This is a genomic window from Sutcliffiella rhizosphaerae (assembly GCF_917563925.1).
Classification (GTDB): Bacteria; Bacillota; Bacilli; order Bacillales; family Bacillaceae_I; genus Sutcliffiella_A; species Sutcliffiella_A rhizosphaerae.
On sequence record NZ_CAKJTJ010000007.1, the window covers coordinates 77,079 to 102,811 of the forward strand.

The 25,733-nt window shown below is 36.3% G+C and carries 31 protein-coding genes; 15 read left to right on the plus strand and 16 right to left on the minus strand.

What is annotated here, in order from left to right:
* Nucleotides 1-314: 314 nt before the first annotated feature.
* Nucleotides 315-497 (minus strand): H-type small acid-soluble spore protein, encoded by a 183-nt coding sequence (locus LRP81_RS08705; protein WP_230500882.1) that lies wholly within the window; start codon nt 495-497, stop codon nt 315-317.
* Nucleotides 498-732: 235 nt separating this feature from the next.
* Between LRP81_RS08705 and LRP81_RS08710 the strand changes: the two genes are divergently transcribed.
* Together LRP81_RS08710 and LRP81_RS08715 are read left to right on the plus strand one after the other, a co-directional pair.
* A complete protein-coding gene (locus LRP81_RS08710) occupies nt 733-981 on the plus strand; it encodes an atypical membrane-integrating protein (Mistic protein) (RefSeq protein ID WP_230500883.1) in 249 nt (82 codons plus the stop codon).
* Between the two features lies 1 nt (nt 982).
* Entirely contained in the window at nt 983-1,993 is a 1,011-nt protein-coding gene (locus LRP81_RS08715; RefSeq protein ID WP_230500884.1) for a potassium channel family protein, read from the plus strand.
* Here the strand turns inward: LRP81_RS08715 and LRP81_RS08720 are convergent.
* From LRP81_RS08720 to LRP81_RS08730, 3 genes are all read right to left on the minus strand, one after another.
* Nucleotides 1,990-2,397 carry a YugN-like family protein gene (locus LRP81_RS08720; protein WP_230500885.1) on the minus strand — a complete coding sequence of 136 codons (408 nt, stop codon included), beginning with the start codon at nt 2,395-2,397 and terminating at the stop codon, nt 1,990-1,992. The genes LRP81_RS08715 and LRP81_RS08720 overlap by 4 nt on opposite strands.
* A 385-nt stretch (nt 2,398-2,782) precedes the next feature.
* Nucleotides 2,783-4,132 carry a glucose-6-phosphate isomerase gene (locus tag LRP81_RS08725; RefSeq protein WP_230500886.1) on the minus strand — a complete coding sequence of 450 codons (1,350 nt, stop codon included), beginning with the start codon at nt 4,130-4,132 and terminating at the stop codon, nt 2,783-2,785.
* Nucleotides 4,133-4,289: 157 nt separating this feature from the next.
* Entirely contained in the window at nt 4,290-4,544 is a 255-nt protein-coding gene (locus tag LRP81_RS08730; RefSeq protein ID WP_230500887.1) for a hypothetical protein, read from the minus strand.
* A gap of 839 nt (nt 4,545-5,383) precedes the next feature.
* Here LRP81_RS08730 and LRP81_RS08735 point away from each other — a divergent pair.
* The 7 genes from LRP81_RS08735 to mnhG are packed head-to-tail and all read left to right on the plus strand — an operon-like array spanning nt 5,384 to nt 11,148.
* Nucleotides 5,384-7,801, plus strand: a complete 2,418-nt coding sequence (locus LRP81_RS08735; RefSeq protein ID WP_230500888.1) for a Na+/H+ antiporter subunit A — start codon at nt 5,384-5,386, stop codon at nt 7,799-7,801.
* Nucleotides 7,798-8,232 (plus strand): Na(+)/H(+) antiporter subunit B, encoded by a 435-nt coding sequence (locus tag LRP81_RS08740; RefSeq protein ID WP_230500889.1) that lies wholly within the window; start codon nt 7,798-7,800, stop codon nt 8,230-8,232. Before LRP81_RS08735 ends, LRP81_RS08740 begins: the two co-directional genes overlap by 4 nt.
* Complete coding sequence (locus LRP81_RS08745; protein ID WP_230500890.1) at nt 8,232-8,570, plus strand: Na(+)/H(+) antiporter subunit C; 339 nt, start codon at nt 8,232-8,234, stop codon at nt 8,568-8,570. The genes LRP81_RS08740 and LRP81_RS08745 overlap by 1 nt, the downstream gene beginning before the upstream one ends.
* Complete coding sequence (locus LRP81_RS08750; RefSeq protein ID WP_230500891.1) at nt 8,563-10,044, plus strand: Na+/H+ antiporter subunit D; 1,482 nt, start codon at nt 8,563-8,565, stop codon at nt 10,042-10,044. The genes LRP81_RS08745 and LRP81_RS08750 overlap by 8 nt, the downstream gene beginning before the upstream one ends.
* 5 nt (nt 10,045-10,049) lie before the next feature.
* Nucleotides 10,050-10,529 (plus strand): Na+/H+ antiporter subunit E, encoded by a 480-nt coding sequence (locus tag LRP81_RS08755; protein WP_230500892.1) that lies wholly within the window; start codon nt 10,050-10,052, stop codon nt 10,527-10,529.
* The gene (locus LRP81_RS08760) at nt 10,530-10,805 is read left to right on the plus strand and encodes a Na(+)/H(+) antiporter subunit F1 (protein WP_230500893.1); all 276 of its coding nucleotides are present in this window, start codon (nt 10,530-10,532) and stop codon (nt 10,803-10,805) included.
* Complete coding sequence (mnhG, locus tag LRP81_RS08765; RefSeq protein WP_230500894.1) at nt 10,792-11,148, plus strand: monovalent cation/H(+) antiporter subunit G; 357 nt, start codon at nt 10,792-10,794, stop codon at nt 11,146-11,148. The genes LRP81_RS08760 and mnhG overlap by 14 nt, the downstream gene beginning before the upstream one ends.
* Nucleotides 11,149-11,452: 304 nt before the next feature.
* Here the strand turns inward: mnhG and LRP81_RS08770 are convergent, their stop codons facing one another.
* Nucleotides 11,453-12,616 carry an iron-containing alcohol dehydrogenase gene (locus LRP81_RS08770; protein WP_230500895.1) on the minus strand — a complete coding sequence of 388 codons (1,164 nt, stop codon included), beginning with the start codon at nt 12,614-12,616 and terminating at the stop codon, nt 11,453-11,455.
* Nucleotides 12,617-12,772: 156 nt separating this feature from the next.
* Here LRP81_RS08770 and LRP81_RS08775 point away from each other — a divergent pair, with 156 nt between their 5' ends.
* Nucleotides 12,773-13,006 carry a DUF378 domain-containing protein gene (locus LRP81_RS08775; protein WP_230500896.1) on the plus strand — a complete coding sequence of 78 codons (234 nt, stop codon included), beginning with the start codon at nt 12,773-12,775 and terminating at the stop codon, nt 13,004-13,006.
* A 297-nt stretch (nt 13,007-13,303) separates the two neighbouring features.
* Here LRP81_RS08775 and yugI read toward each other — a convergent pair whose 3' ends face one another.
* The 3 genes from yugI to LRP81_RS08790 all read right to left on the minus strand — a co-directional run bounded on the left by yugI (nt 13,304) and on the right by LRP81_RS08790 (nt 15,682).
* A complete protein-coding gene (gene yugI / locus LRP81_RS08780; RefSeq protein ID WP_230500897.1) occupies nt 13,304-13,711 on the minus strand; it encodes a S1 domain-containing post-transcriptional regulator GSP13 in 408 nt (135 codons plus the stop codon).
* Nucleotides 13,712-14,024: 313 nt separating this feature from the next.
* A complete protein-coding gene (locus LRP81_RS08785; protein WP_230500898.1) occupies nt 14,025-15,185 on the minus strand; it encodes an aminotransferase in 1,161 nt (386 codons plus the stop codon).
* Entirely contained in the window at nt 15,182-15,682 is a 501-nt protein-coding gene (locus LRP81_RS08790) for an Lrp/AsnC family transcriptional regulator (protein WP_230500899.1), read from the minus strand. Before LRP81_RS08790 ends, LRP81_RS08785 begins: the two co-directional genes overlap by 4 nt.
* A gap of 163 nt (nt 15,683-15,845) precedes the next feature.
* Between LRP81_RS08790 and LRP81_RS08795 the strand changes: the two genes are divergently transcribed.
* A complete protein-coding gene (locus LRP81_RS08795; RefSeq protein WP_230500900.1) occupies nt 15,846-16,685 on the plus strand; it encodes an alpha/beta fold hydrolase in 840 nt (279 codons plus the stop codon).
* Nucleotides 16,686-16,790: 105 nt separating this feature from the next.
* Here the strand turns inward: LRP81_RS08795 and LRP81_RS08800 are convergent, their stop codons facing one another.
* Nucleotides 16,791-17,054 (minus strand): DUF1871 family protein, encoded by a 264-nt coding sequence (locus tag LRP81_RS08800; RefSeq protein WP_230500901.1) that lies wholly within the window; start codon nt 17,052-17,054, stop codon nt 16,791-16,793.
* Nucleotides 17,055-17,152: 98 nt separating this feature from the next.
* Here LRP81_RS08800 and LRP81_RS08805 point away from each other — a divergent pair, with 98 nt between their 5' ends.
* Nucleotides 17,153-18,322, plus strand: a complete 1,170-nt coding sequence (locus tag LRP81_RS08805) for a MalY/PatB family protein (protein ID WP_230500902.1) — start codon at nt 17,153-17,155, stop codon at nt 18,320-18,322.
* A gap of 138 nt (nt 18,323-18,460) precedes the next feature.
* Here LRP81_RS08805 and LRP81_RS08810 read toward each other — a convergent pair whose 3' ends face one another.
* The 4 genes from LRP81_RS08810 to LRP81_RS08825 all read right to left on the minus strand — a co-directional run bounded on the left by LRP81_RS08810 (nt 18,461) and on the right by LRP81_RS08825 (nt 20,976).
* Complete coding sequence (locus LRP81_RS08810; RefSeq protein ID WP_230500903.1) at nt 18,461-19,063, minus strand: histidine phosphatase family protein; 603 nt, start codon at nt 19,061-19,063, stop codon at nt 18,461-18,463.
* Between the two features lie 205 nt (nt 19,064-19,268).
* The gene (locus LRP81_RS08815; protein ID WP_230500904.1) at nt 19,269-19,850 is read right to left on the minus strand and encodes a superoxide dismutase family protein; all 582 of its coding nucleotides are present in this window, start codon (nt 19,848-19,850) and stop codon (nt 19,269-19,271) included.
* Between the two features lie 117 nt (nt 19,851-19,967).
* Nucleotides 19,968-20,171, minus strand: coding sequence for a hypothetical protein (locus LRP81_RS08820; protein WP_230500905.1), 204 nt, complete (start codon nt 20,169-20,171; stop codon nt 19,968-19,970).
* A gap of 82 nt (nt 20,172-20,253) precedes the next feature.
* Nucleotides 20,254-20,976, minus strand: a complete 723-nt coding sequence (locus LRP81_RS08825) for a peptidylprolyl isomerase (protein ID WP_317987050.1) — start codon at nt 20,974-20,976, stop codon at nt 20,254-20,256.
* Nucleotides 20,977-21,079: 103 nt separating this feature from the next.
* Between LRP81_RS08825 and LRP81_RS08830 the strand changes: the two genes are divergently transcribed.
* Entirely contained in the window at nt 21,080-21,460 is a 381-nt protein-coding gene (locus LRP81_RS08830) for a kinase-associated lipoprotein B (RefSeq protein WP_230500906.1), read from the plus strand.
* Between the two features lie 38 nt (nt 21,461-21,498).
* Here LRP81_RS08830 and kapD read toward each other — a convergent pair whose 3' ends face one another.
* Nucleotides 21,499-22,122, minus strand: a complete 624-nt coding sequence (gene kapD, locus LRP81_RS08835) for a 3'-5' exonuclease KapD (RefSeq protein WP_399207370.1) — start codon at nt 22,120-22,122, stop codon at nt 21,499-21,501.
* A gap of 133 nt (nt 22,123-22,255) precedes the next feature.
* Between kapD and LRP81_RS08840 the strand changes: the two genes are divergently transcribed.
* Complete coding sequence (locus LRP81_RS08840; RefSeq protein ID WP_317987051.1) at nt 22,256-23,533, plus strand: MFS transporter; 1,278 nt, start codon at nt 22,256-22,258, stop codon at nt 23,531-23,533.
* A 73-nt stretch (nt 23,534-23,606) separates the two neighbouring features.
* Entirely contained in the window at nt 23,607-24,305 is a 699-nt protein-coding gene (locus LRP81_RS08845) for a DNA alkylation repair protein (protein ID WP_230500996.1), read from the plus strand.
* 129 nt (nt 24,306-24,434) lie between these two features.
* Here the strand turns inward: LRP81_RS08845 and LRP81_RS08850 are convergent, their stop codons facing one another.
* Together LRP81_RS08850 and LRP81_RS08855 are read right to left on the minus strand one after the other, a co-directional pair.
* A complete protein-coding gene (locus tag LRP81_RS08850) occupies nt 24,435-24,818 on the minus strand; it encodes a hotdog fold thioesterase (protein WP_230500907.1) in 384 nt (127 codons plus the stop codon).
* Between the two features lie 176 nt (nt 24,819-24,994).
* Complete coding sequence (locus LRP81_RS08855) at nt 24,995-25,603, minus strand: SIMPL domain-containing protein (protein ID WP_230500908.1); 609 nt, start codon at nt 25,601-25,603, stop codon at nt 24,995-24,997.
* Between the last annotated feature and the right edge of the window lie 130 nt (nt 25,604-25,733).

Consider the following 25,733-nt stretch of genomic DNA (forward strand, 5'->3'; position numbering starts at 1 on the left):
GATTATGTGACATTGTTTGATTAAAACGCATGCCATCTCAACCTAGCTGTTGATTGAAGCAATTCGTGTAGCCACTTGCTTTAAAGTAGTGGTAGATTGGAGACTCCAAAGATAGGAGTCTCTAAATCGCCCTCTTATAGAGATTTTAACTGGTGCGTCTACTAACTACCATGATCATCGAGCCAAAAATCCAGCACTATCAATTTCAGGCTCTGAAGTGACCATTTAATTAAAAGTCTCTTTGACTAGTAAGGGAAAAATAGGAACCCAGCAAAAAGAGGCTATTAGAACTCTAAACAGCCCCTCCTTTATACCTACTCTACTTCTTCTAAATCTGCAACTGCTACTTCTGTCCTCTCTTCACCTGGTCCTCGAAGATGTACCGTTGCCATTATGCCATCTTCACTAACGGCATCAATCCATACTTTTGTTCCTTGGAAGGTTACTTCTGTTATTGCCGGGGAGGATAATATTTGTCTTACACGTCTTTCTTCCATCATCTTCACTCCTGCTCTTTTAATAGGGCTACTTTCTCAAACATTTGTGCTTCTTTCCAACATTTACGAGAATTGATACTGTCGTGCAACATTAATCGAGACAACTTTTTAGAAAACAGCCTTTTATGTTGACCCGTACTTTTCGAGTTTATTTTTCCATAACTACTTCGAATTATCCTCTATAAGTTTAATCTTTCTCCTTTTTTGTCAACAATAGTAAGCAGAGGTGAAATGTATGAAGCTCCGTAAGGATGAAAAAGAAAAGTTAAGTGCAGCCATTGATAAAATGAATGAGGGATTAGAAGTATTTATAGACTACTATAATGACTCGGAGGAAGACACCCCAATTATCCCGTTTGATGAAGAGGTTCTAGCCTTACTAGATGCCGGAAAAACTAAATATGGGGAAGATCTCTTTAATAAAAAAATTAATGCCATTATGAAAGAAGTGCTATCTTTCATTTCAAATGAGAAAGAACAGTAAAATGAATAAAATTAAAGAACAAACATCCTTTTTGTTCAAGTTCTTACATTGGCCATTAATTGCACGAATTTTAATTTTAATTTTTATAATAAATAGTATATTTGGTGCAATTATTCACACAATCGAACCGGAAGAATTTCCAAATTGGTTTGATGGATTTTGGTGGACAATTGTTACTACCGCAACACTTGGTTATGGCGACTTTGTACCTGTGACGGTATTAGGCAGATCGATTGCAATTATTCTAATTCTTGTAGGTACTGGTTTTGTATCAACATATTTTGTTACATTGGCTGCAAGTGCTATTGCAACGCAAAATAATTACTTGGAGGGTAAAGTGGATTATCGTGGTTCAGAGCATATCATCGTTATTGGTTGGAATGAACGAGTTAGAGAGACATTGAGGCAAATTAATTCAATGAGTAGTAAACCCTTATCTATGGTACTGATTGATCAGTCTTTACAAAAAAATCCTCTTCATGATCAGAATGTGCACTTTATTAAAGGGAATCCCAGTTATGATCAAACCCTTCTTGCTGCCAATATAAAGCAGGCTGCCTTTGTAGTCATATCTGCAGATCAAAGCAAAAATGAGGTACAAGCCGATATGAACTCTGTGCTGACATTATTGACAGTAAAAGGACTGAATTCAGAAGTCTATACCATAGTGGAAATACTTACTTCCCAACAAGTTAAAAATGCTTGGCGTGCAGGAGCAGATGAAGTCGTTCAAACTAACATGTTTACAAGCTATGTGATGATAAACAGCATGATGTCAAATGGAATGTCAGAGACACTACTGAATATGCTTGACCAGCTAAAAGGAAGTAAATTAAAATTCCTTGATGTTGATCATTCTTTAATAGGTGAAACCTTTGAAAAAGTAAGTAACATCCTTTTGCAAGAAAAGACGTTACTCATTGGGATTAAAAGAAGAGGAGACACAATGGTCAACCCTCCACTCTTAACTCTAATCCAGAAAGATGATTGCTTATTAGTTATTAGAGACTAATCTGTACCTAATACAGCTTCTAGCTCATGTACAAGAGTTTGCCCAAGTTCTAAAAATTCTTTTGGAAAAGTTGCATCTGGGTCTTGAGGTTCTGAAAATTGGTTAATGGACGCGCTCCCATTCCCAACATGTGCGTGATCGTCAATACCGACCTGATACTTGTGGGATAACAAAAATGGCCGTCCAAGCTCCACTGTAGTTCCCTTAGAATCCAATTGACCGTCAATAGATTGAAAAGGAACCCTTAAAAACTGGTATCCAACCTCATCATCTATTTTATAGTCAAAAAAACCGTGATCATAATCCCAGTTTCCACCAATAGTATACCCAAGTGGTTTAAGCTCTTGCTCTAGTTTATATAGCTGAAACTCAGCGCCCTCTATTTTAGAAGGAATAGGAATCATAATAACCCCTCCTTTTATGTGCTTAGTTTTACCGATAGGGGGCATTTCATGCAAAAAAAGAGGCTGGGACAAAACTAAAGAACACAAACAAAAAGACGAACAATTTAATGGCCGACAATAAATACCGCTATTGATTTCCGTGCAAGACTTCGCTTTCCGCGGGTGACCCGCAAGCCTCCTCGGCTTCGCCTGCGGGGTCTCACATTGGCCACTTCTCCCGCAGGAGTCTACGTCTTGCCCTCCAATCAACCGCTAGTGTAATCTAAAAAATAAAAGCATATTTTTATACTAAAAAACCGAACATATTTGATCAATCACAAATAAGTTCGGTTTTGTCTTAGGCTAAAACATTTTTGTCCCAGCCCCTTTTTTATAATCGAAACATTTACTTTAAGCGCTTTTCAAGTGCTGCTTTTACTTCTTCAAACCCGGGCTTTCCTAATAGTGCAAACATGTTTACTTTGTATGCTTCTACTCCAGGTTGGTCGAAAGGATTTACTCCAAGCAGATAACCACTCATCGCACATGCTTTCTCAAAGAAGTAAACTAAGTAACCAAATGTGTAAGCGTCCATTGATGGAATATTTACTACAAGGTTTGGCACTCCTCCATCTGTATGAGCAAGCATAGTACCTTCATATGCTTTCGTGTTAACGAAGTCAACCGTTTCCCCTGCTAAATAATTTAAACCATCCAAGTCGCTTGCCTCTTCTTCAACAGTTAACTCGTGACGTGGAGTTTCCACTTTAATGATGGTTTCAAATAAATCACGACGCCCTTCTTGAACGTACTGTCCAAGTGAGTGAAGATCAGTAGAGAAGTTTGCGGATGCTGGGAAAATCCCTTTTTGGTCCTTTCCTTCACTTTCACCAAATAATTGCTTCCACCATTCAGAGAAATACTGAAGTCCTGGCTCATAGTTAATTAACATTTCAATTGTTTTACCTTTGTTATAAAGGACATTTCTAACTGCAGCATATTGATACGCAGGGTTTTCTTCCAATTCGGATTTAGAAAAGTCACGGCTTGCTTCAGCTGCACCTTTCATCATAGCTTCGATATCAACACCTGAAACTGCAATTGGTAATAGACCAACAGCTGTAAGAACAGAATAACGGCCCCCAACATCGTCCGGAATAATAAAGGACTCATAGCCCTCTTCACTTGCTAATGTTTTCAATGCACCACGAGCTTTATCAGTTGTCGCATAGATTCGCTCTCTTGCTGCCTCTTTTCCATATTTCTCTTCCAAAAGCTTGCGGAAGATTCTAAATGCAAGAGCTGGTTCAGTCGTTGTACCAGACTTAGAAATAACATTAATGGAGAAATCTTTTCCATCCAAAAGATCCATTACATCTTTCATATACGTAGAGCTAATGTTGTTTCCTACAAAAATCACCTGTGGAGTTTTACGTTGTTCTTTTGATAAAGCATTGTAAAAAGAATGGTTCAACATTTCAATTGCAGCGCGTGCACCAAGATATGAACCTCCAATACCCACTACTAGAAGGATGTCAGAATTATTTTTAATTTTTGTAGCACTCTCTACAATTCGAGAAAATTCTTCTTTATCATAATCAGTAGGGAGATCAACCCAGCCTAGATAATCGTTTCCTGCACCCGTTTTTTCATGCAAAGAATGGTGTGCCACTTTAACAGCATCACGTAAATATGTAATTTCATGTTCGCCAAAGAATGATAATGCTTTACTATAATCGAAGCGAATATGTGTCATTTGATAACCTCCAAAATAAACATAATTGCATTTCAACACTCACTTTACAGAATTCGTTCTCATAATTCAAGAGTGACAGCCCCTTGTAAGCGGATACAATCAGAAATAATATTGTTTCCATAAGAAAACGGCCATACAGTTCTGTATAACCGTTATCTCAATTGCCTATTTGGGTTGGATCCATTTCCTCTTTATCTTTTTTTGTCGCAACAATTCGTATATATTCTCGCGGCTCAAATGGTTGGACGACATTAATCCTGGTCTGCTGATTAGATTCAATGAGCAAGATGGAGGAATCCTCGTGTTGATAATGCTCCATATAATCCTTTTTATGCTCTGTATTTAACCACCATGCACCTACAAATAAAGTAGAAAATATGGATAGTGCCACTGTTGCTTTTCTTTTTACCATATCTACCACCACCTATGTATAGCATGGCTAAAAATTCGACATTTTATGCTGATATATATACATTTTGTTATAATTGCTTCTTGTTTATATATAGCTGGACATTTAGCTTCCAATCTTACCAACGATAACAATGCATGCGGGAATCATTTAGTATATAATTTGAAGTAATACACTTATTGTCACATTCTGGCGAAACAAATAAGTAAAACAGGCTTTTTCTTGAGGAGAATTTTTGCAACAGGCTATTTTCATAAACTTTGTTGTTTTTATTCTTTAAGTCTTTTCTAATAACAGACTTAGAGTTATCATTAATCATTTAGTTACTGAGAAAGAAGTGCTAATACATTTTTTATTCTACTCAAGACCATGTTGATTTGTGCTTTCGATTACATAATCTTCACTTTTCCTTTATTTAATGTGAATATCTTCTTTGATTTAACTGTGACTATAAACGATCGTTTTTGTACGTTATTTTCTTCTTCACAATTAGTAAAAACTTTCTCTTGAATAATTTTGGTAACGCTTTCTTTATTTAGCTTCTCTTAAAATACGGTCTATAAAGATTCAATTTAATATTTGTAAATTTTACATAATCCCCATTTTTTTGGTTTAACAAATAGAAAACCTTCAAATTCCCAAGGAAAATAAATTTTTTTTTGGAGCAATTTCTCCTATTTCTACCTATTTAACATAGAAGCAAAAAAACAGGTATAGCAAGGATGCACACTAGTTTATTTTACGTTATAATCCTATTTAACTTTATTGATGCCTTACATGTAATGAAAAATCATCCATATGGAATATAAGGTTTCCCAATAGTATCTAAGGAGGTATGTCGTTTGACTGTTTTACATTGGGTAACTATTTCGCCTTTTTTGCTTGCGATATTAGTCCCTTTTCTTTTTAAGTATGCTAAAAGAATACATACAGGTTGGTTTGTATTAATACTTCCTTCTGTAATATTTGCTTATTTCTTGCAATATCTTTCCATAACATCAATGGGTAATTTCGTTGAACATACTGTAAATTGGGTGCCGTCGTTAGGGATTAACTTCACCGTCTATATAGACGGTTTAAGTTTACTTTTTCTCTTATTAATATCAGGTATCGGCTCTCTTGTAGTTCTTTACTCTATTTTTTATTTATCAAAAAAAACAGAAAAACTTAATAACTTCTATGTTTATCTGCTCATGTTTATGGGAGCCATGCTAGGAGTTGTTATCTCAGATAATTTGATTGTTCTTTATGTATTCTGGGAATTAACGAGTTTAGCTTCGTCCTTACTTATTAGTTATTGGTTCACTAGGGAAAAATCTACTTACGGTGCCTTAAAATCAATGTTAATCACTGTATTAGGTGGTTTTTCCATGCTAGCTGGTTTCTCTCTTCTTTATGTGATGACTGGAACATTTAGTATCCGTGAAATCATTGCTAACGTAGATTTAGTAACAGCTAGTTCATTATTTTTACCCGCAATGATCTTGATTTTACTTGGTGCCTTTACTAAGTCAGCTCAATTCCCATTTCATATCTGGTTACCAGATGCAATGGAAGCTCCAACTCCTGTAAGTGCATACTTGCACTCGGCAACAATGGTTAAAGCCGGAATATATTTAGTTGCTCGATTAACACCGGTATTTGGTGGAGCTGCAGAGTGGTTTTGGCTATTAACTGGATTTGGTTTATTAACATTAATTTGGGGCTCTGTATCCGCAGTACGACAAAAAGATTTAAAGGGGATATTAGCTTTTTCTACTATTAGTCAGCTCGGATTAATTATGAGTTTATTAGGTGTTGGATCAGCTGCGGTTCATTACGTTGATAGCCCTGATCCAGCTTATTATGCATTGCCAGTCATGGTGGCAATCTTCCACTTGATTAACCATGCAACATTTAAAGGAAGCTTATTCATGGCAGTGGGTATTATTGACCATGAAACTGGTTCTCGGGACATACGAAAACTCGGTGGACTAATGGCGATTATGCCAATAACGTTTACTGTTTCATTAGTTGGACTAGCTTCAATGGCCGGCCTTCCACCATTTAACGGTTTTTTAAGTAAAGAAATGTTTTTTACGGCTTTATTACGTTCTCAAGAAATTGGCACATTCAATATGCAAACATTCAGTGTTATCTTGCCGATTGTTGCTTGGATAGCAAGCATCTTTACATTCTTATATTGCTTAATTATGTTCACCAAAACATTTTTAGGGAAATTTAAACCCGAGAACTTTAAAGTAAAAGTTCATGAAGCACCAATTGGAATGTTAATCAGTCCGATAATTCTAGCTTCCCTAGTAATTATTTTTGGATTGTTTCCAAATAATCTTTCATACTCACTTATTGAACCTGCAATGCGCTCCATCTTACCGATGGTACTTGAACCAGGTGATATGTTTGAAGTTAATATTTCAATGTGGCACGGCTTTAATATGGAGCTTTTGATGACCATTGGTGTTGTCGCAATAGCAACCTTACTCTATCTACTAATGAAAAAATGGGCAAAAACGAGATTCTATTTAGGTGAACGGGATTTACTTAACTGGTTTTATGATAGTTCTTTAGATGGTGTCATTAAAGGTTCTAAAGCAGTGACTCGTTTCCAAATGACAGGACTACTACGAGATTATTTTGCTTATATGATTATCTTTATGATTATTCTATTTACATATACCATGTATAGCTATGATGCATTTGCAATCGATACAACAAATGTCTCATATATTGACCCATATATGTGGTTAATATTCGGTATGCTGACTCTTGCTACATTAAGTGTGCCATTTATCCATAACAGAATGACTATCGTAATTGTAGTAGGTGTGATTGGGTTCTTACTAGCTCTTGTATTTGTTGTGTTTAGAGCACCAGACCTTGCATTAACACAATTGTTAATTGAAACCGTTACAGTTTGTTTATTTATGATTGTTTTCTACCATTTACCAGAGTTGAGAAAAGAAAAAGCTAAAACTAGATTTAACTTTATAAATTTAATCATTTCAGCTGCTGTTGGTATTCTAATTACAGCCCTTTCCTTGAGTTCTTTAGCTTTAGGAAACAAAGCAGGAATGGAATCTATCTCTCAATATTATATTGAGAATTCTAAAACCCTTGCCGGTGGGTACAACATGGTTAACGTTATTTTAGTAGACTTCCGTGGTCTTGATACGATGCTAGAAGCCCTGGTATTAGGTATTGCTGCTTTAGGTATTGTTGTCTTAATAAAATTACGTATGACAGGGAGGGAAGATGTGTGAGAAATATGAAAACAAATGATGTATTGCTTCAAACCAAAACACGTGTTGTTGTCTTTATTATCCTAATCTTCTCTGTATACCTTTTTTTAGCGGGTCATAATAGTCCTGGTGGAGGCTTTATCGGTGGATTAATGACAGCTAGCGCATTAATACTAATGTATCTAGTGTTTGATGTAAAAAGCATAAGAAAAATGGTAAGTATCAATTTTGAAGCATTTATTGGGATTGGTTTAATTATTACCATTGTTACAGGATTAATTGGTGTATTGAATGGTGAAGCATATCTAACTCAGTACTTTGACTATTTCCAACTACCTATTCTTGGAAAAACGGAGTTATCAACAGCCGTTCTATTCGATCTGGGTATTTATTTCGTTGTTGTCAGCATCGCACTCACCATTATATTAGTTATTGCGGAGGATGATGCGTAATGGAAATATTAATGTCCATCACAGTCGGTGTCTTCTTTATGGTAGGTACCTATTTACTTCTATCAAAAAGCTTATTAAAAGTAATAGTTTCTTTGATACTACTTTCACATGGGGCACATTTGCTATTGTTGACCATGGCAGGATTACAAAGAGGAGCTTCTCCATTATTAAGTCTTGAAGCAGATTCCTATACGGACCCATTGCCTCAAGCATTAATTTTAACTGCTATTGTCATTAGTTTTGGGGTCACTTCATTCTTGCTTGTGTTGGCTTATCGTACATATAAGGAACATAAGACAGATGATTTAGAGCAATTAAGGGGTTCTGCCGATGAATAATTTGATTATTTTACCGATAATAATTCCATTTTTAATTGGAGCTATTTTAATAATATTTGCAAAAAAAACCCATATCCAACGTTTTATAAGTGCCCTAGCTTCGATAAGTATGTTAGCCATTTCAATCTATCTTGCAATAATTGTTTATCAAAATGGAATCATCGTACTAGAGCTTGGAAACTGGACAGCACCATTTGGTATTGTATTGGTGGCAGATATGTTCGCGACGATGATGGTCATATTATCAAGTATCGTTGGTTTAGTTTGTTTATTCTTTGCTTTCCAAACATTTTCACTTGAGCGGGAAAAAGCATATTTTTACCCATTTTATTTTTTCTTATTAGTAGGTGTAAATGGTGCCTTTTTAACAGGTGACCTCTTCAACCTATTCGTATTCTTTGAAGTAATGTTAATTTCTTCTTATATTTTAATCGTTCATGGTGGAACAAAGTATCAATTACGAGAGTCATTTAAATATGTCGTAATAAATGTATTTGCATCGATTTTGTTCTTAGTTGGTGTAGCATATATCTATTCTGTAACAGGTACGCTAAATATGGCGGATTTAGCAGTTAAGGTAAGAGAATTAGAACAAGTCGGTGTACTGAATGTCACTGCGGTTATCTTTCTAGTTGTATTTGCAATGAAAGGTGGTTTATTCCCGCTATATTTTTGGCTACCACGTTCTTATTTCGGACCTCCCGCTGCGATTGCAGCACTATTTGGAGCTCTACTAACAAAAGTTGGAATTTATGCTATCATGCGAACGTTCACTTTAATTTTTATTCATGACATTAATTTTACTCATACCCTTATTTTAATCTTAGCCGGTTTCACGATGTTCTTTGGGGTATTAGGAGCTGTTTCTCAATTTGATTTCAAACGTATTCTGTCTTATCACATTATTAGCCAGGTAGGATACATGGTAATGGGATTAGGTATTTTTACGCCATTAGCTATTGCAGGTGCGATTTATTATATTGCTCACCATATTATAGTTAAAGCTGCCCTCTTCTTATTCGCTGGTGCTACAGAAAAAATCACTGGCACCACGGACTTAAAGAAAATGGGCGGTTTGTTAAAAACACATCCATATCTATCGTGGCTTTTCTTTATTTCAGCAATTTCTCTAGCAGGGATTCCACCTTTAAGTGGGTTCTTCAGTAAATTTGCCTTAATCTTAGCTGCATTCTTACAAGAGAACTACATAATAGCAGGAGTTGCATTAATTGTAGGGTTACTAACGTTGTTCTCCATGATGAAAATCTTTATGTATGCGTTCTGGGGAAATCAAAAGCATACAGAAGAACAAGCACAAATTAACATTGGTAAACTGTTAATTCCCATCATTCCACTTGTTGCTTTAACGATTGGATTAGGATTTTTAGCAGAACCAATTTTCCAATATTCACTTCAAATTGCTGAACAATTATTAGACCCAACCATTTATATCGATTCTGTTCTTAAGGAGTAGTTGCTATGGCTTATCAAATTTTTATTAATCTTGTCATTGCATTTGCATGGATGCTTTTTTCAAATAGCCCTGTTGGTTTCAATAATTTTTTAGTTGGTTATGTTATCGGAATTCTCATCCTATTGTTTTTCCGTCGATTTTTAAGATCCGACTTTTATATGCGTCGAGTTTGGGCAAGTATGAAGTTAGCATTTTTATTTATTATGGAACTTATCAAAGCGAATATCGATGTGTTACGGGTTGTTTTAAAGCCTAAACTTGATAATAAACCTGGTATTGTAGCAGTACCTACAAAATTAACGACAGATTGGGAAATAACGCTTTTAGCAGCGTTAATCTCACTTACCCCCGGTACTCTATCTATGGATTTTTCTAAAGACGGAAAGCATATTTATGTACATGCCTTAGATATTTCAAATAAAGAACAAATGATCCGTGATATTCAAGAATCTTTTGAACGCGCCATTATGGAGGTGACTCGATAAATGTTTGAAACCATTTTATTTGTCGCCCTCATTATGATATCTATCGCTTTATTCATCTGCTTCGTTCGCACGATAATTGGGCCTACGACATCTGATCGTATTGTAGCACTGGATACATTCGGAATAACATTAATTGGATTCATCGGGATAATTATGATGTTACAAGAAACTCTGGCATATACAGAAGTAATTCTTGTTATAAGTATCTTAGCGTTTGTCGGGACAGTAGCGATGTCAAAATTCATTGAGAGAGGTGTAATTATTGACCGCGATTGAGATTATAGTAAGCATTCTTGTTTTTATTGGTGCTTTTTTTACCCTCATAGCCGCTGTTGGAATCATTCGCTTACAGGATGTATATAGTCGAATTCATGCTGCTTCCAAGAGTGTGACCTTAGGCGTGATGACCATAATGCTTGGTACATATCTCTTTTTTCTATTAGAACATGGAGAGAATGTTGGTAAAATCCTCTTGACCATTCTTTTCGTTTTCATGACTGCACCAGTTGCAGGATTAATGATGGGGCGTTCCGCTTACCATGCAGGTATTCCATTATGGGAAAAAAGTGTCCATGATGACTTGAAAGAAATGCATCAAAAGGAAAATAAAACAAACTAGTTAGAAGTACCAACCAAGACAATGGTTGGTGCTATTTTTTATTAGAAAGACAGTGATGTGGTTAATTGGTACTGAGTTATTACATGTTCGATGGTGTACGGGGAATTAAATCACCAAATCCGTCGGCAAACAATAAACAAAGTCAAAAAACCCTTGAAGAGAGAACTACTACATACATTCGCTAAAAAAACGAAGAAGATAGGGTACATTCCATTCAAGGGAAATTGGTCATTCCGATATTCAGCAAAATTACAAGTAGCGATTCCTAGAGAAAAACCGTTTTATTTTCGAAAACATCCTCTTATTAAAGAGAAGCACGTAAAATGGCTACCGCATCATCGTATGCAAGGGACTTAAAGTTACCTACCGCACCACGAGACATAACATGTTCCGCCATTTTTTCAATGTTCTTATCGTCAATATCATAGTCAGCTAAACGACTTGGTGCTCCAAGACTTGACCAGAACTCGCGTAGTCTTCTAATTCCTTCAAGTGCAATTTCATTATCAGATCCACTTTTTTCATTTACACCAAAAACTCGTACAGCCAATTGTTTGAAACGATCTACATTAGTGTCAAGCACATGCTCCATCCAGTTAGGGAATAGGATTGCTAATCCACCTGCATGTGGGATGTCATAGATCGCAGATACTGCATGCTCAATCCCATGAGTTGCCCAATCTCCTCGATATCCCATCTGTAACATTCCATTTAAAGCAATGGTTCCATTAAAAAGAATTGTTTCTCGGTGCTCATAGCTTTCCATATCTTCAAGAAGCTTTGGTGCTGTTTCCATCACAGTTGTCAATACCCCTTCGCACATGCGATCTTGTAATGGTGTATTAGTGGAGTTATGGAAATACTGTTCCAATACATGTGACATCATATCTACAATCCCATAAACTGTATGGTCTTTAGGAACGGAAAATGTATTAACAGGATCTAAAATAGAGAATTTAGGAAAAGTCACAGGACTACCCCAGCCATATTTCTCATTGGTCTCCCAATTCGTAATAACCGAACCAGAATTCATTTCAGAACCAGTTGCAGCTAATGTTAACACCGTTCCGAATGGTAATGCTTCTGTAGCAATATGTTTTCTTAGGACAATATCCCAAACATCTCCCTCATACTTTGCCCCTGCAGCAATCGCTTTCGTACAATCGATTACACTTCCTCCACCAACTGCAAGTAGAAAGTCAATTGAATGCTCTCTACATAGCTCTACGCCTTTTTGAACTGTAGAAAGTCTTGGGTTTGGTTCAACCCCAGAAAGTTCGGTCACTGTTACACCAGCTTTATGTAATTGATCCATCACTTCGTTATATAGCCCGTTTCGCTTAATGCTTCCTCCTCCATAAACCAGAAGAACATTTTTCCCGTATGATTCTAGCTCCTCAGGCAAAGTATTCAATTGCCCTTTTCCAAAGACTAATTTAGTTGGATTATAAAATGTAAAGTTTTCCATATGTTTCCCTCCCTTTTGCATTGATTATGGATTATTTCTTGTTTCCATGCAAAGATTTAGCTTTTCCATAATTAATTTTGATATTCACCATGTATAATATTCGATTTGTTACAAATTATATGAAGGAAACACTTATATTCTCAAGGAGGGTATGACATGAGTACCATTCAACGTATCGCTTTAGTATTGACTATTATTGGAGCAATTAACTGGGGACTTATCGGCTTTTTCCAATTTGACCTTGTAGCAGCAATATTCGGTGGCCAGAGTGCTGCTCTATCACGTATTATCTATGGTTTAGTTGGGATTGCTGGATTAATTAATCTTGGTCTACTATTCGTACCAAGTGAGCAGCATGAAAGAGAAGTTGAACCAAGAACAACCAGATAATACTCCGCGAACCGCTTCTTCCATGGAGAAGCGGTTTTACTATGAAAGAACCAATTTACATAAACAAGTTTGTAAGATGCAATCAGGTGGTAATTACTGTGTCCATGTAATGGTAAAAACGAAAACTGCAGTGATTTTAAAAAAACTCTTCACGATGTAGAAGAGTTTTTTTATATACAAGAAACCCGTAATGGTCTTAGGTTCTCACAGTTTCCCTACAGAAGTTCAGATTTTAGCCTGATTTTATCTACAGAATAAATAAAAAAAGACATCTCTAAGGATGCCTTCTAAATTTTATTACTTTTTAATTAAATCTTCACGATTGGATTGTTCAATCCACTCTTCCAATTTGTCTTTTAATGTGTTGAAACCTTGTGGAGATTCCGTTTGTTGTTGTTGTTTAACAACTGTAGCTTGGCGCTTCTTAGGTTTTTTAGCAGCTACTGGAGCCTCTGCAGGTGCTTCTTGAGTTGCTTTGATAGATAAGCTAATTTTCCCGGAGTTCTCATCAACAGAAAGAACCTTTACTTGCACTTCATCGCCCATTTTTAAATGTTCGTTTACATCCTTAACATACCCATGAGTAATTTCAGAAATATGAACAAGACCTTGAGTTTCCTCGTCAAGAGCTACAAATGCTCCATAAGGTTGGATACCCGTTACTTTCCCAGCTAATACACTTCCAATTTCAAATTTATCAGACATGAAAACACTCCTAATTAAAGTTATTTTTATACACATTGAACGCAATAAAAAATTATACCACAATTCCACTACTATATCAAAGATACTTAATAATAGGAGGATACAAAAAAAATAAAAGAATTTTCTAAATTGAGGTTTATCAAAAAAAAAATGGGGAATACTTATACCATCAAGGCTTTCTAGTATTCCCCCTTTTGTTAAGGACCAAATCCTCCGATGGATTTGGTCCCTTTTTTATTGGTGGTTAAAATAGCTCGTATTCCGACACGTTTTTTGCTCTTCAGGGCTGATCAAGAAGCTTTCGTTTTACTAATTATCGATAATTCTTAACAAATCTCTCCATTCGCTTCACAGCTTCTTGGAGTTGCTCTAATGAAGAGGCATAGGAGCATCTGACATATCCTTCACCACTTTTACCAAAGACATCGCCAGGAACAACTGCCACTTTTTCTTCAATCAAAAGCTTTTCAGCGAATTCCTGTGAGCTAAGACCTGTTTGTTTTATGGAAGGAAATGCGTAGAATGCTCCTCCCGGTTGATGGCAAGGCATTCCGATTTCATTTAGTGAAGCCACAAAATAATTCCTTCTTCTTTTATAACTTTTTTTCATTTCTTCGATATCTTTTCTTCCATTTTTGAGAGCCTCAATTGCTCCATACTGAGCCATTGTCGAAGCACACATCATGGCATATTGATGAATTTTCAGCATCGCTTCCACAATATCAGAAGGTCCAGCAACAAATCCCAATCTCCAACCTGTCATTGCAAAGCCTTTCGAGAACCCTGAAATAAGGATGGTTCGATCTTTCATGCCAGGAAGCGTCGCAAAACTCGTAAAAGCATCATCAAAAGAGAGTTCTGCATATATTTCATCTGATAAAACTAACAAATCGTGCATTTCCACTATTCTGCTAATTTGAATCAGTTCTTCTTTAGTCAGCATCGTTCCAGTTGGATTATTAGGAAAACAGAGAAGGATCGCTTTCGTTCGAGATGTAATCGAAGCAGTTAATTTTTCAAAGTTTATACTAAATCCTTTATCAGGATTTGCTCCGACCTTAACAGCTTTTCCTCCAGCAAGCTCAATTAATGGTGCGTATGATACAAAGCTTGGTTCGATCACAATTACTTCATCATCAGGATCCACAATCGCTCTTATGGCCAAATCAAGTGCTTGGCTAGCCCCGACAGTTACGATAATATCACTCGTTGGACGATAATCGACATTAAACTGGTGCATTAAATATTTGCTAATCTCTGTACGTAATTCTATTAATCCTGCATTTGCTGTATAGGATGTATGCCCATTATGTAAGGAAGCAATGCAAGCCTCTCTAATATTCCAAGAGGTAATAAAGTCCGGTTCCCCAACCCCTAATGAAATGACCCCTTCCATATTTGCTGCCAAATCAAAAAAACGTCGAATACCAGATGGTTGAAGCTGCTGTACATGACTTGCTATTCTGTTTTTCATGGTGACACCACAATACGATGATCATCTTCTCCCTGATCAAAAATAGTTCCGTCATGCTTGTATTTTTTCATAATAAAGTGTGTGGTAGTAGAAATTACTGAATCTAGCGTTGAGAGCTTTTCCGATACAAAATTAGCAACCTGGGACAGAGATCTACCTTCCACCACAACAGAGAGATCATAAGCACCTGACATTAAGTAGACCGATTTCACTTCCGGGAACAAATAAATATTCTTAGCGATCTCATCAAATCCAACTTCTCGTTTTGGAGTCACCTTCACATCAATCATTGCTGTAACACCTTCAAAGTTATCTACCTTTCTCCAATCGATAACTGCACCATATTCTACTATAATTCGTTGCTCTTCCAGTTGCTGAATAATTCGAGATGTTTCTTCGACTGAAAGCTCAACCATTTTAGAAAGGACTCCAATTTCCATCTTTCCGTTCTCTTCTATAATTTGTAATAAATCTAACTCTTTTTCTGTTAATTGCATATGCCTTTCATTCACTCCTTCTAAACAAACATTGACTCATTATAGCAAAAATCTACTCAAAGTGTATGAGATTAATTAAAGAACACCTTAACAAAATTACACATGTTTGAAAAGCAGTAAAGAGGATAAAATACCAATAACTAATTTTTGGAGGAATTTTGAGATGAAGTCCAATCATTTTACAATGAATATATCAGGGATTAATATTTTTTATGAATTTCATCATGATGCTGATTCTACCATCGCAAGCAAGCCCACTTTAGTACTTATACATGGGTTTCTTTCCTCTTCTTTCAGTTTCAGAAGGTTAATTCCTCTTCTAACAAAAGAATATACCGTTTTGGCTATTGACCTCCCACCGTTTGGGAAAAGCGAAAAATCCAAAAAATTTGTGTATTCATATGAAAATCTTGCGAAAGTTGTCATGGAATTGTTGAGTGAGCTCGGGATAGAAAAAACAGTACTAATTGGACATTCTATGGGAGGACAAATCTGTCTAAATATTAGCAGGCAAAAACCAGAATTAGTTGAAAAGGTAGTGCTTTTATGTAGCTCTGGCTATTTAAAGAAACTAAAAAGAGCCCTAGTTTATTCTTCTAGGATTCCGTACTTTTATTTATATTTAAAATATTGGCTAGCAAAAAAAGGAGCCATTCAAAACCTATTAAACGTAGTTCATGATCATTCACTCATAGATGATGAAATGATTGCCGGTTACACAGAGCCTTTTTATGATGATCGAATATTTCATGCATTAACAAGAATGATTAGAGATCGAGAAGGAGATTTAGCATCTGAAATATTACGCAATATAAATACACCAAGCTTATTAATCTGGGGGGAAGAAGACAAAGTGGTTCCAATTGAAATCGGCAGACGCCTCCATCGTGATCTTCCAAATTCACAATTGATTACATATAAAAATACCGGTCACCTATTACCAGAGGAAAAACCCCAGCATGTGTACGACAATATTATGGAATTTTTACAAACTACATCCTAGGCAGTAATTTTTTCAGGTTACAGCAATTTTCAATAAAATCTCTACAATTAATTCCAACTATTGTTTTCAAATCTAAGAGAAAAGCAACCATAGCTTTTCTCTTTTTTATATAGAACACGATGTATCTTCATTTTTTATAGCTAGTAATTCCAATGCTTTCATTTTGCATGTAGGCAGTGGGATATATTCCTCAAAGGAAAATTCATATATTTGTTGAATTTTATTAGCAAGACTAATTGGATTATCCAGTTCATGTACTGCCTGGACCACATCAACACATTCTGTATCATATGCATCTGTTCCATATCCTAGAGGGTCCCATTGTAAGAGGTTTTCCATCAATCGTACATTAATACTCGGTTTTTCCATACTATATCACCTAACTTAGGAGTATTTTATCATCTAATTATACATGGTTTTAGCTTAATTGTTTAGATATGATATCAATCATAAAGGAGTGAACGGTTTTGCAGAAACATAATTTTGATTTATATGTTGAAAGACAAAATACATCCAGTGTGAAATGGGATGAGAGAAAGAGAATATTTGGAACGGAAGATGTTCTGCCCATGTGGGTGGCTGACATGGACTTCCAGGCACCACCAGAAGTTGTGAAAGCTATTAAAGAAAAGGCTGAACATGGAATCTTTGGGTATACTTCCATTCCCACTTCCGTTAGCCAATCCATCATTACATGGTATCAAAAGAGACATAAATGGAAAATTAATGCTGAGTGGTTCACTTATATCTCCGGTGTAGTTCCAGCTATCAGTGCAAGCATTCAAGTTTTTTCAAACCCTGGTGACAAAATAGCATTATTTTCTCCGGTGTATTACCCATTTTATGGCATGGTTACAGATAATGATAGAACACTTGTAACAATCCCACTTTTTGAGAATAATGGTCAATTTGAAATGGATTTTAAACTATTAGAGTCTCAATTAGATAGTAATGTAAGAATGTTACTACTTTGCAATCCACACAATCCAGGCGGAAATGTATGGAAAAAGTCTGTTTTAGAGAAACTTGCGGAGATTTGTGTCAAACATCAAATTATTGTCGTGGCCGATGAAATTCATGGTGACCTTATATTTAAAGAACATGCTTATACCCCTTTTGCTTCTATTTCTCAAGAGATTGCTGACTTGACCATAACGTGCATCGCCCCAACAAAGACATTTAATTTAGCTGGCCTACAAGCTTCTGTAATGATTACTTCCAGCCAAAGTATGAAAGCTGAATTAGAACTTTTTATGAAAAGACAAGGCCATTTCACCCTAAACCTATTTGGGATTACTGCCATGGAATCGGCTTATATTCATGGGGAAAGCTGGCTTGATGAAGTATTGGATTATCTAGAAAACAACATGGATACCGCAATCGATTTTATCCAAAAAAATATTCCAAAAGTTTTTGCACATAAGCCTGAAGGTACCTATCTCTTATGGATTGATTGCAGAAAACTAGGGCTTTCTGACTCAGAATTAAAACGACTTCTTTTACAAAAAGGGAAATTAGCGCTTGAACCCGGTAATAAGTTTGGTCCAGGAGGAGAAGGCTTTGTCCGTATGAATGTAGCATGCTCAAAAGGAGTATTGGAAGAGGGACTCAAAAGATTAAAAGCTGCTTTCGAATAGGTAGTTGTTTGTACGAAATGCCTGAAGAACTCGATAGGGAAAATATCTAATTCTATGAGTTTTGGATATTCTTATTGATACTTGAAAAAAGGCTGTTAAAAGTCAATAAGCACGATTTTTTAACAGCCCTCTATATGATTATTTGTATAAGTGCTCTTTACTATTAAGATATCTTATTTTTACTTCTGTTTCGCTTTTATCTAATTTATGAATTCCCGTATCTCCTGTAGAAAATGTAATGTCTGTTAGAACTGGGAGTTGTAAAAGTGCTTTTAAAAGATTGGATATCATTCCCCCGTGAGAAACTATTGCAATCCTGACTACGGCAGAGCTTTCTGATAAAACTTTTGATAATGCCAACTCCGCCCGCATTCTGAATTCAATTTCGGATTCACCGTTCTGGATTCTCTCGTGAGGCTTCCTGCCACCAAGGGGAAGTGGATATGTGCTTGCAGCAACCTCCTTCTGTAACCCAGCTAAAACACCATTGTTGTATTCCATTAAACTGGGTTCTTTTATTAACATACATCCTATCTCTTCTGCTAAAATGGTTGCAGTTTCGGACGCTCTCTTTAACGGGCTAGCCCATATAATATCAGGTGGACTATGATTATTTAAATAACAAGCTAGCTTCTTTGCTTGTTCTTTTCCCAGTTCAGTTAGTGGAAAATCTGCTCTACCTTCATGCACATTTAAAAGGTCAGCCTCTGATTGGCCATGTCTAATTAAAAGTATCTCCAAAGATGCAACCCCCTCTTTATCTTTAAATTTTAAATTATCTTAAAAATATGAACAATGTCAATACCATTACGAATATTTCTATAATAAGACAAAAAAATACAACCCTTTCTTATTGAAATGGGCTGTATTTGTATAGTCAGACTTTCGTCAACATCTGAATAAGTGATTGACACTTTTCTAGCATTCTTTACTATATGTTAATGGATTATTCTTCCTCTGATTCATCTACAGGTTCTTCCACAACTTTTCCTTTTTCTGCAACTTCTTTTGTTATAAGGCCACAAGCAATTCTTTCCCCAGAATCACCTGTTGGCTGTGTCATTCCATCATCAGGAGTTTCCGTTATGATTATAGCTGTCCCATCTTTGCCAAATAATGATGTCTTTCCATCTTTTAAAGTAGCCTCAGGGGCTATTAATTCCGCTATCACTGTGCCGTCATCTTTTACAATAATATTTGGCAGATCCCCGACATGGGCACCTTCTGGATGCATTAAACCATGCTCTTTGTCATCGGGATTAAAATGATTTCCAGCAGTTTTGAAATCAGGAGGATCACACAATCCTGTTTCATGAATGTGGACTCCATGTTCTCCAGGTGGAAGCCCTTCTAGATTCAACTCTATCTTAACTCCTCCAGAATCTTCTGATACTTTTGCGACACCAAGACTATCACCGTCTGCATTATATAGCTCAACATCCAATGTTGTTATATCTTTTTCCATACAGCCAGTAAGGACTATACATACCACGAAACCTATGGCAGTGAAAGTTCTGATAGTAAGCATATATTAATTATCCTCCAATTAGTCGTTTTTCTTAAGTTTTTCCTAAAAGTTGGAGGAATATGAGAAAACAAAATAAACTCACCTGCTTAGCACAGGTGAGCATATCACAATAGAATATTACTCTTTAATTATCTTCTCTCTCTTTAAACGATTCTCTAGCTCTTTTGCCTTCTGACTTTCTTTTTTAGAAACGTTAATAATAAATCGAAAGACGAAAATTGCTGCGATCAGAAAGATGACGAAAGTGATTCCAGCCGGTATATATTCCGATTTATCTTCTGGAAAATATAAGAACAACTGAATTAACCAAGATGTAAGCATCGTTATGAACACGACCTTTCACATATAATGACCTTGTCCATTATATCAAAGTTTGTCTCTTACGACTAATGCCATACCTTCTTTACTTCACTACTGTTATCTTTTCAATCACAACATCCTCAACAGGCTTATCCCCTTCTCCTGTTTCCGTTGTTGCTATGGAATCCACTACATCCATCCCTTCCACAACTTGTCCGAAAACAGTGTGTCTGAAGTCCAAATGCGGCGTTCCGCCATGCTCTTCATATAATTCAATCACTTCATTTGGATATTCAGCTTGAATCATCGACTCAATGGTTGCTTCTGGAACTTCATTAGCATGAACAATAAAAAACTGACTTCCATTTGTGTTTGCTCCGGAGTTTGCCATGGAAAGCGCTCCTTTAAAGTGAAGCATGTTACGGTCAAATTCATCTTCAAAGGCTTCTCCCCAAATGCTTTCTCCTCCTCTTCCAGTCCCCTCAGGGTCCCCACCCTGAATCATGAAATCCTCGATTACACGGTGGAAAATGAGTCCGTCATAATATCCATTCTCAGCATGTGTGATAAAATTTTCTACTGCCTTAGGCGCTGCATCAGGATAAAGGTTTACAACCATTTTCCCTTTTGTTGTTTCTATTTCTACCGTTCTGATGGTTTCACTTGTATTAGTGAATTGCTGAAATTCTCCAATCTCTTCTGAACTTCCTGTAGTTGACCCATTTTCACCATTCTCCTGACTATTTGCATTTTCATTATTTGTACTTGACCCACAACCTGCTACAATAAATACTAGTGCTAAAAATAAAATGATCAGTTTTTTCAAAAGTTTCACACTCCATTGTTTTTTTCAGAAAACCTTCTTTACAAAAGATAATACTAAATTATCAGAGAAAAATCATCTTCTTTACTTGGAAAGGGGACTAATGATGCAGGAAATAAAAGTTGGATCAATAGTAAGTGGAATATATAAGACTGGAAAATATATCGGCGAAGTGACAGACATCCGTCCTATGCATTTTCTTGTTAAGGTTAAAGCAGTATTGAAGCACCCTCTGCAAGGGGATCTTCATACTCCCAAAGGTGTCGAGGTTCCGTTATTTCATGAAAGACGAGCACTTGCCTATCACGAACAGACAAACATCCCTAAAAATATGGTCAAACAATATGAAGAAAATATCCCCGAATATAAAGATTCGTTGAAAGATGCGGTGGACGCTGCTGTTCACTCTTTAGAAAAGGAAGATAGCGAATGGGCTAAAAAAAGTCTAGCGAATTTTTCCGTTCTCAAAAATGACTATAAACTATAAACAAAAAGCCAAATCTCCAAACAAAGGGATTTGGCTTTTTATAATGCATACTTGTTCAAAATTTTAGTTAAATCGATTCTTTCACCGATCGTGGTAGGCATTGGTTTGGCAAGATATCGTTTATCCTTTTCCACTAACCGAAAAATATTATATGTCGTCAGCGCGTCATCCAATGCGCGGTGATGTTTTCCGGTACCTTCTTTTCCATATTCCTGAACAGCTTTCCATAGTCCTGTTTGATTTTGATCCCCAAAAAACTTCTTATACTCTAAAGAAAGGTCTACATGTTTATATGGGGTAGGAAATGCAATCCCTTGATATTCACAATTATGCTTAAGAACTTTCATGTCCATATTTCCCCAAGTAACTACAATTCCACGTTCTTGTACATTATAAGTATTAAAAATATGGATCAGTTCTTTGAAACTTGCACCGTCCTGTACCTTCTTTTGAGAAATATTCAAAAATGATTTACATCTATTTGTAAGGGTAGGAAATGCTTTAGGGCGGATGTAGGTGGAAAATTGATTAATGATTTTGTCTTTTTCAACAATAACTATTCCCGCTTCAATAATTTCCGGGAAAAAGTTCTTTGGGGTACTGCGGTTTTCAGACATCGTAAACTCAAAATCTATAAAAAAATGCAACGGTGATATTTTCAAATGTCAGCCTCCTTCCTGATTTTTCAGAATATTACCATATTATATCATGATAGAATAATATTTTTGCATGTCAATCCATTAGTTTTAGTACCTTCCAGGAAAATACATGTAAGTTTGTTGATTTTTATTTCAAATGCGCTATTATTTAGTTATACGAAATATTTATAATCCGAAATTTTCAAAGAAGGTGACTATCATTTCAACATCAGGACGAAATTTGTTCATCATGTGGATTGCGAACTTTTTCGTTGCTGCTAGTGCTACCATGATTCTCCCTTTCTTATCTTTATTCATTGAAACGTTTGGGAATTACTCCGATTCCTATGTACAGCGCTGGTCTGGTTTTATTTTTGGAATTACCTTTCTTACTGCGTTCTTCGTTTCACCGATTTGGGGGCGAATTGGGGATAAATACGGCTATAAACTGATTCTGTTATTAACAGGATCAGGAATCGCCACAAGTATTTTATTAATGAGTGTGGTCGGTTCTGTTCATGAGCTCTTTATTTTGCGGTTACTCATGGGCCTTGCAACAGGCTTTATTCCCACTTCCATGGCTTTAATTTCTTCTCAGACACCTAAGGAAATTGCGGGGAAAACACTAGGAACTTTGCAAACTGGCACAGTATCAGGAGGACTTCTCGGTCCATTAATAGGTGGCATGCTTGCAGATTCTTTCGGTTTTGCTTACACATTTTTCTTAACAGCAGCATTGATTTATGGTGCAGTTATTCTAGTAGCATTCGGAATTAAAGAAAATAAAGAAAAAATCTTAACAAAGAAGGAAAAGCAATATACACGTAAAGAAGTACTTCAGACCATTATGAAAAAACCATTGTTATTAAAAATAATGATTTTATCAACTCTCATTCAAGCGGGGAACTTCAGCATTCAACCTCTTCTTGCTCTTTATGTAACCGATTTAACAAGTGGCGCTTCTAACATTGCTCTTCTTGCTGGTTTTGCTTTTTCTGCCACTGGGTTTGGGAATTTACTTGCTTCACGAAACTGGGGAAAACTTGGGGATAACATTGGTCACGAGAAAGTGATAGTCATCCTCATGTTGGCAAGTTCCTTACTATTTATCCCGCAAGCACTTGCCACTTCACTTTGGCAGCTTGTGTTGTTCCGCTTCTTATTTGGAATGGTGGTCGGTGGACTTATTCCTTGTATGACAGCATATATCCGTTATGTTGCTCCACTTGCCATGCAAGGTGAAGTACTTGGATATAATGTTAGCTTCCGCTTTTTGGGAAATGTTATTGGTCCTGCAATGGGGGGAATAATTGCAGGTTTCTATGGAATCTCTACCGTATTTTATATCACTAGTTTTATTTTCTTAATTTCTGGGATCATGCTGTTATACAGCATCCTTCATACGGAAAGTGCTAAAAAAACGGTACAATCTTAATATAGCTATCATCTCCTCCTATTTTCCTGTATTCTTTTAGATAATCAGAGAAATTGGGGGGATTTTTTTGTCCATAACGTTAGATTCCTACAGAAAAGAACTGTTAGTCTTGTTTAAAGAACATATAAATCTTGAAAAAAAAGAACCAATGGAACAATACATGCGCAATCTCTTTCCTTTCTTAGGAATTAAATCCCCAGAACGCAAGGCCCTCCTTCAAGATTTTTTCAAGAAAAATGGTAAGCCTGAGCTTGAATGGATCGAACCTCTTGTGACTTTTTTGTATGGTCAACCTGAACGGGAATTTCATTATGCTGCATTGGCGATGATTGATAAACAAATCAAAAAAATGAACCCTTCGCACCTCGTGTTTCTTGAAAAACTAATTATTACAAACTCCTGGTGGGATACAGTCGATCATCTTGCACCACATCATGTCGGAGAATTATTGCTAAAAAATCGAAACTATATTCAAGATTTCCCGGATAGATGGATAACAGAAGAAAATTTTTGGCTACAACGATCAGCCATTCTATATCAGTTGAAATATAAACAGAAAACGGACGAAGAAAAATTGTTTTTCTATATTAATAAAACGAAGGAATCAAAAGAGTTTTTTATCCAAAAAGCAATTGGGTGGTCCTTAAGGGAATATTCAAAAACCTCTCCAGAACAGGTAATGCATTTTATTGAAGGCACAAAGCTTGCGCCATTGAGTCGCAGGGAAGGCTTGAAGCATATAGAGCGGCTACAAATGAATGCAGGCAAGTAGCTCACTTTGAAATGGGTTGAAGTAAGTTGAATGGGGACCGAAGTTGATGAGCCGTTCGTGCTCGACTTATTGCATGTAAAACTCAAGCAGGACAAAAAATCATATTTTTTATCCTGCTTCTAATATCCTTCATCTTTTTTTCATTATCGCCATTGTACATCTAGAGACACATATCAATTTTTCCTGTTCATCTACTATCTTGATATCCCATACCATCGTAGTTTTGCCACGATGAAGAGGAGTCCCAATCGCTGTTACAACTCCTTCTTTTTTTCCTTTTATATGATTTGCATTAATTTCTAACCCTACACAGATTTCATTTTTCTGATCTATTAGGTTAAATGTACCGATACTTGCTATTGTCTCTGCCAGTACAACAGATGCTCCTCCATGTAGCAAGCCGAATGGTTGATGTGTTCGTTTATCAACTGGCATAGTTGCCACAGCTCTTTCTTTTGACAGTTCCACTACCTCAATACCTAATAAATCTATGAGTGTATCTTTTAGCTCCAATTCAAATTCCTCCCTTTTATCGCTTCTTTCTTAATAATACTATTGTAAGAAGGAAATACACAGAAAATAGAATTAGAATAGGAAGCATTACCTGCAAATCCGAAATGATCTCACCCCATTTATGAAGAAACTGGTCTACAGTCAATTTAGAACTTTTCGTTTTTACGACTACAACTCTAATAAATATATTCCAGATTTACCGTTGCATTAATCGTTACATCCTGTGGTTCAATAGGGGTACTTGCTTTTTCTTGAATTGAAAAAGCAGTATAGCGCGGTACCGGGAATAGCTGTTGTGAAACCTCCTCTACCTTTACCGGTATGGGGACTAGGCACACTTGCATTGTCTCAGCGATGGCTTGGGCTTTCTTTGCTCCATCCTTGACTGCCAGTTGGAGAACATACCGATAAATTTTCGTATATTGAGAAACTTCAAAAGAGACACTTTCCGATACATTAGCACCATTTTCAAATGCAAGGTCAATTATCTCACCTGTTCCTGTTATATCCCGTACTTTAATCCTAAAAATGTGACGCACTTCATATGCTGAAATAACTGAATTCCCTGCTGAATCAGTTTCATAACGAGGAAAGGAAGTGTAGGAGGACGTTTCGATATCCTGCTGAGTAATTCCTGCTTCAATTAGTGCTTGAACCATCCTGTTGGCTAGTATTCTATTTTCTTCCTGCGCCCTTCTTACATCGGGGTTTGTTGTAACTACACCTAATTGAAGAATGGCTATATCTGGTTGGACTTCTTTCTTTGCAGTTCCTTGAACCTTCATTTTCCGAGGTAAAATCTCCTCCACCCCCAACATTTTTTTTTATAGTTTATGAGAGAATAGACTGATATATACGTTTGCCGATTTCTTTATGCTTATGGCAAACTGATAATATAGTAAATGAAATGGAGAT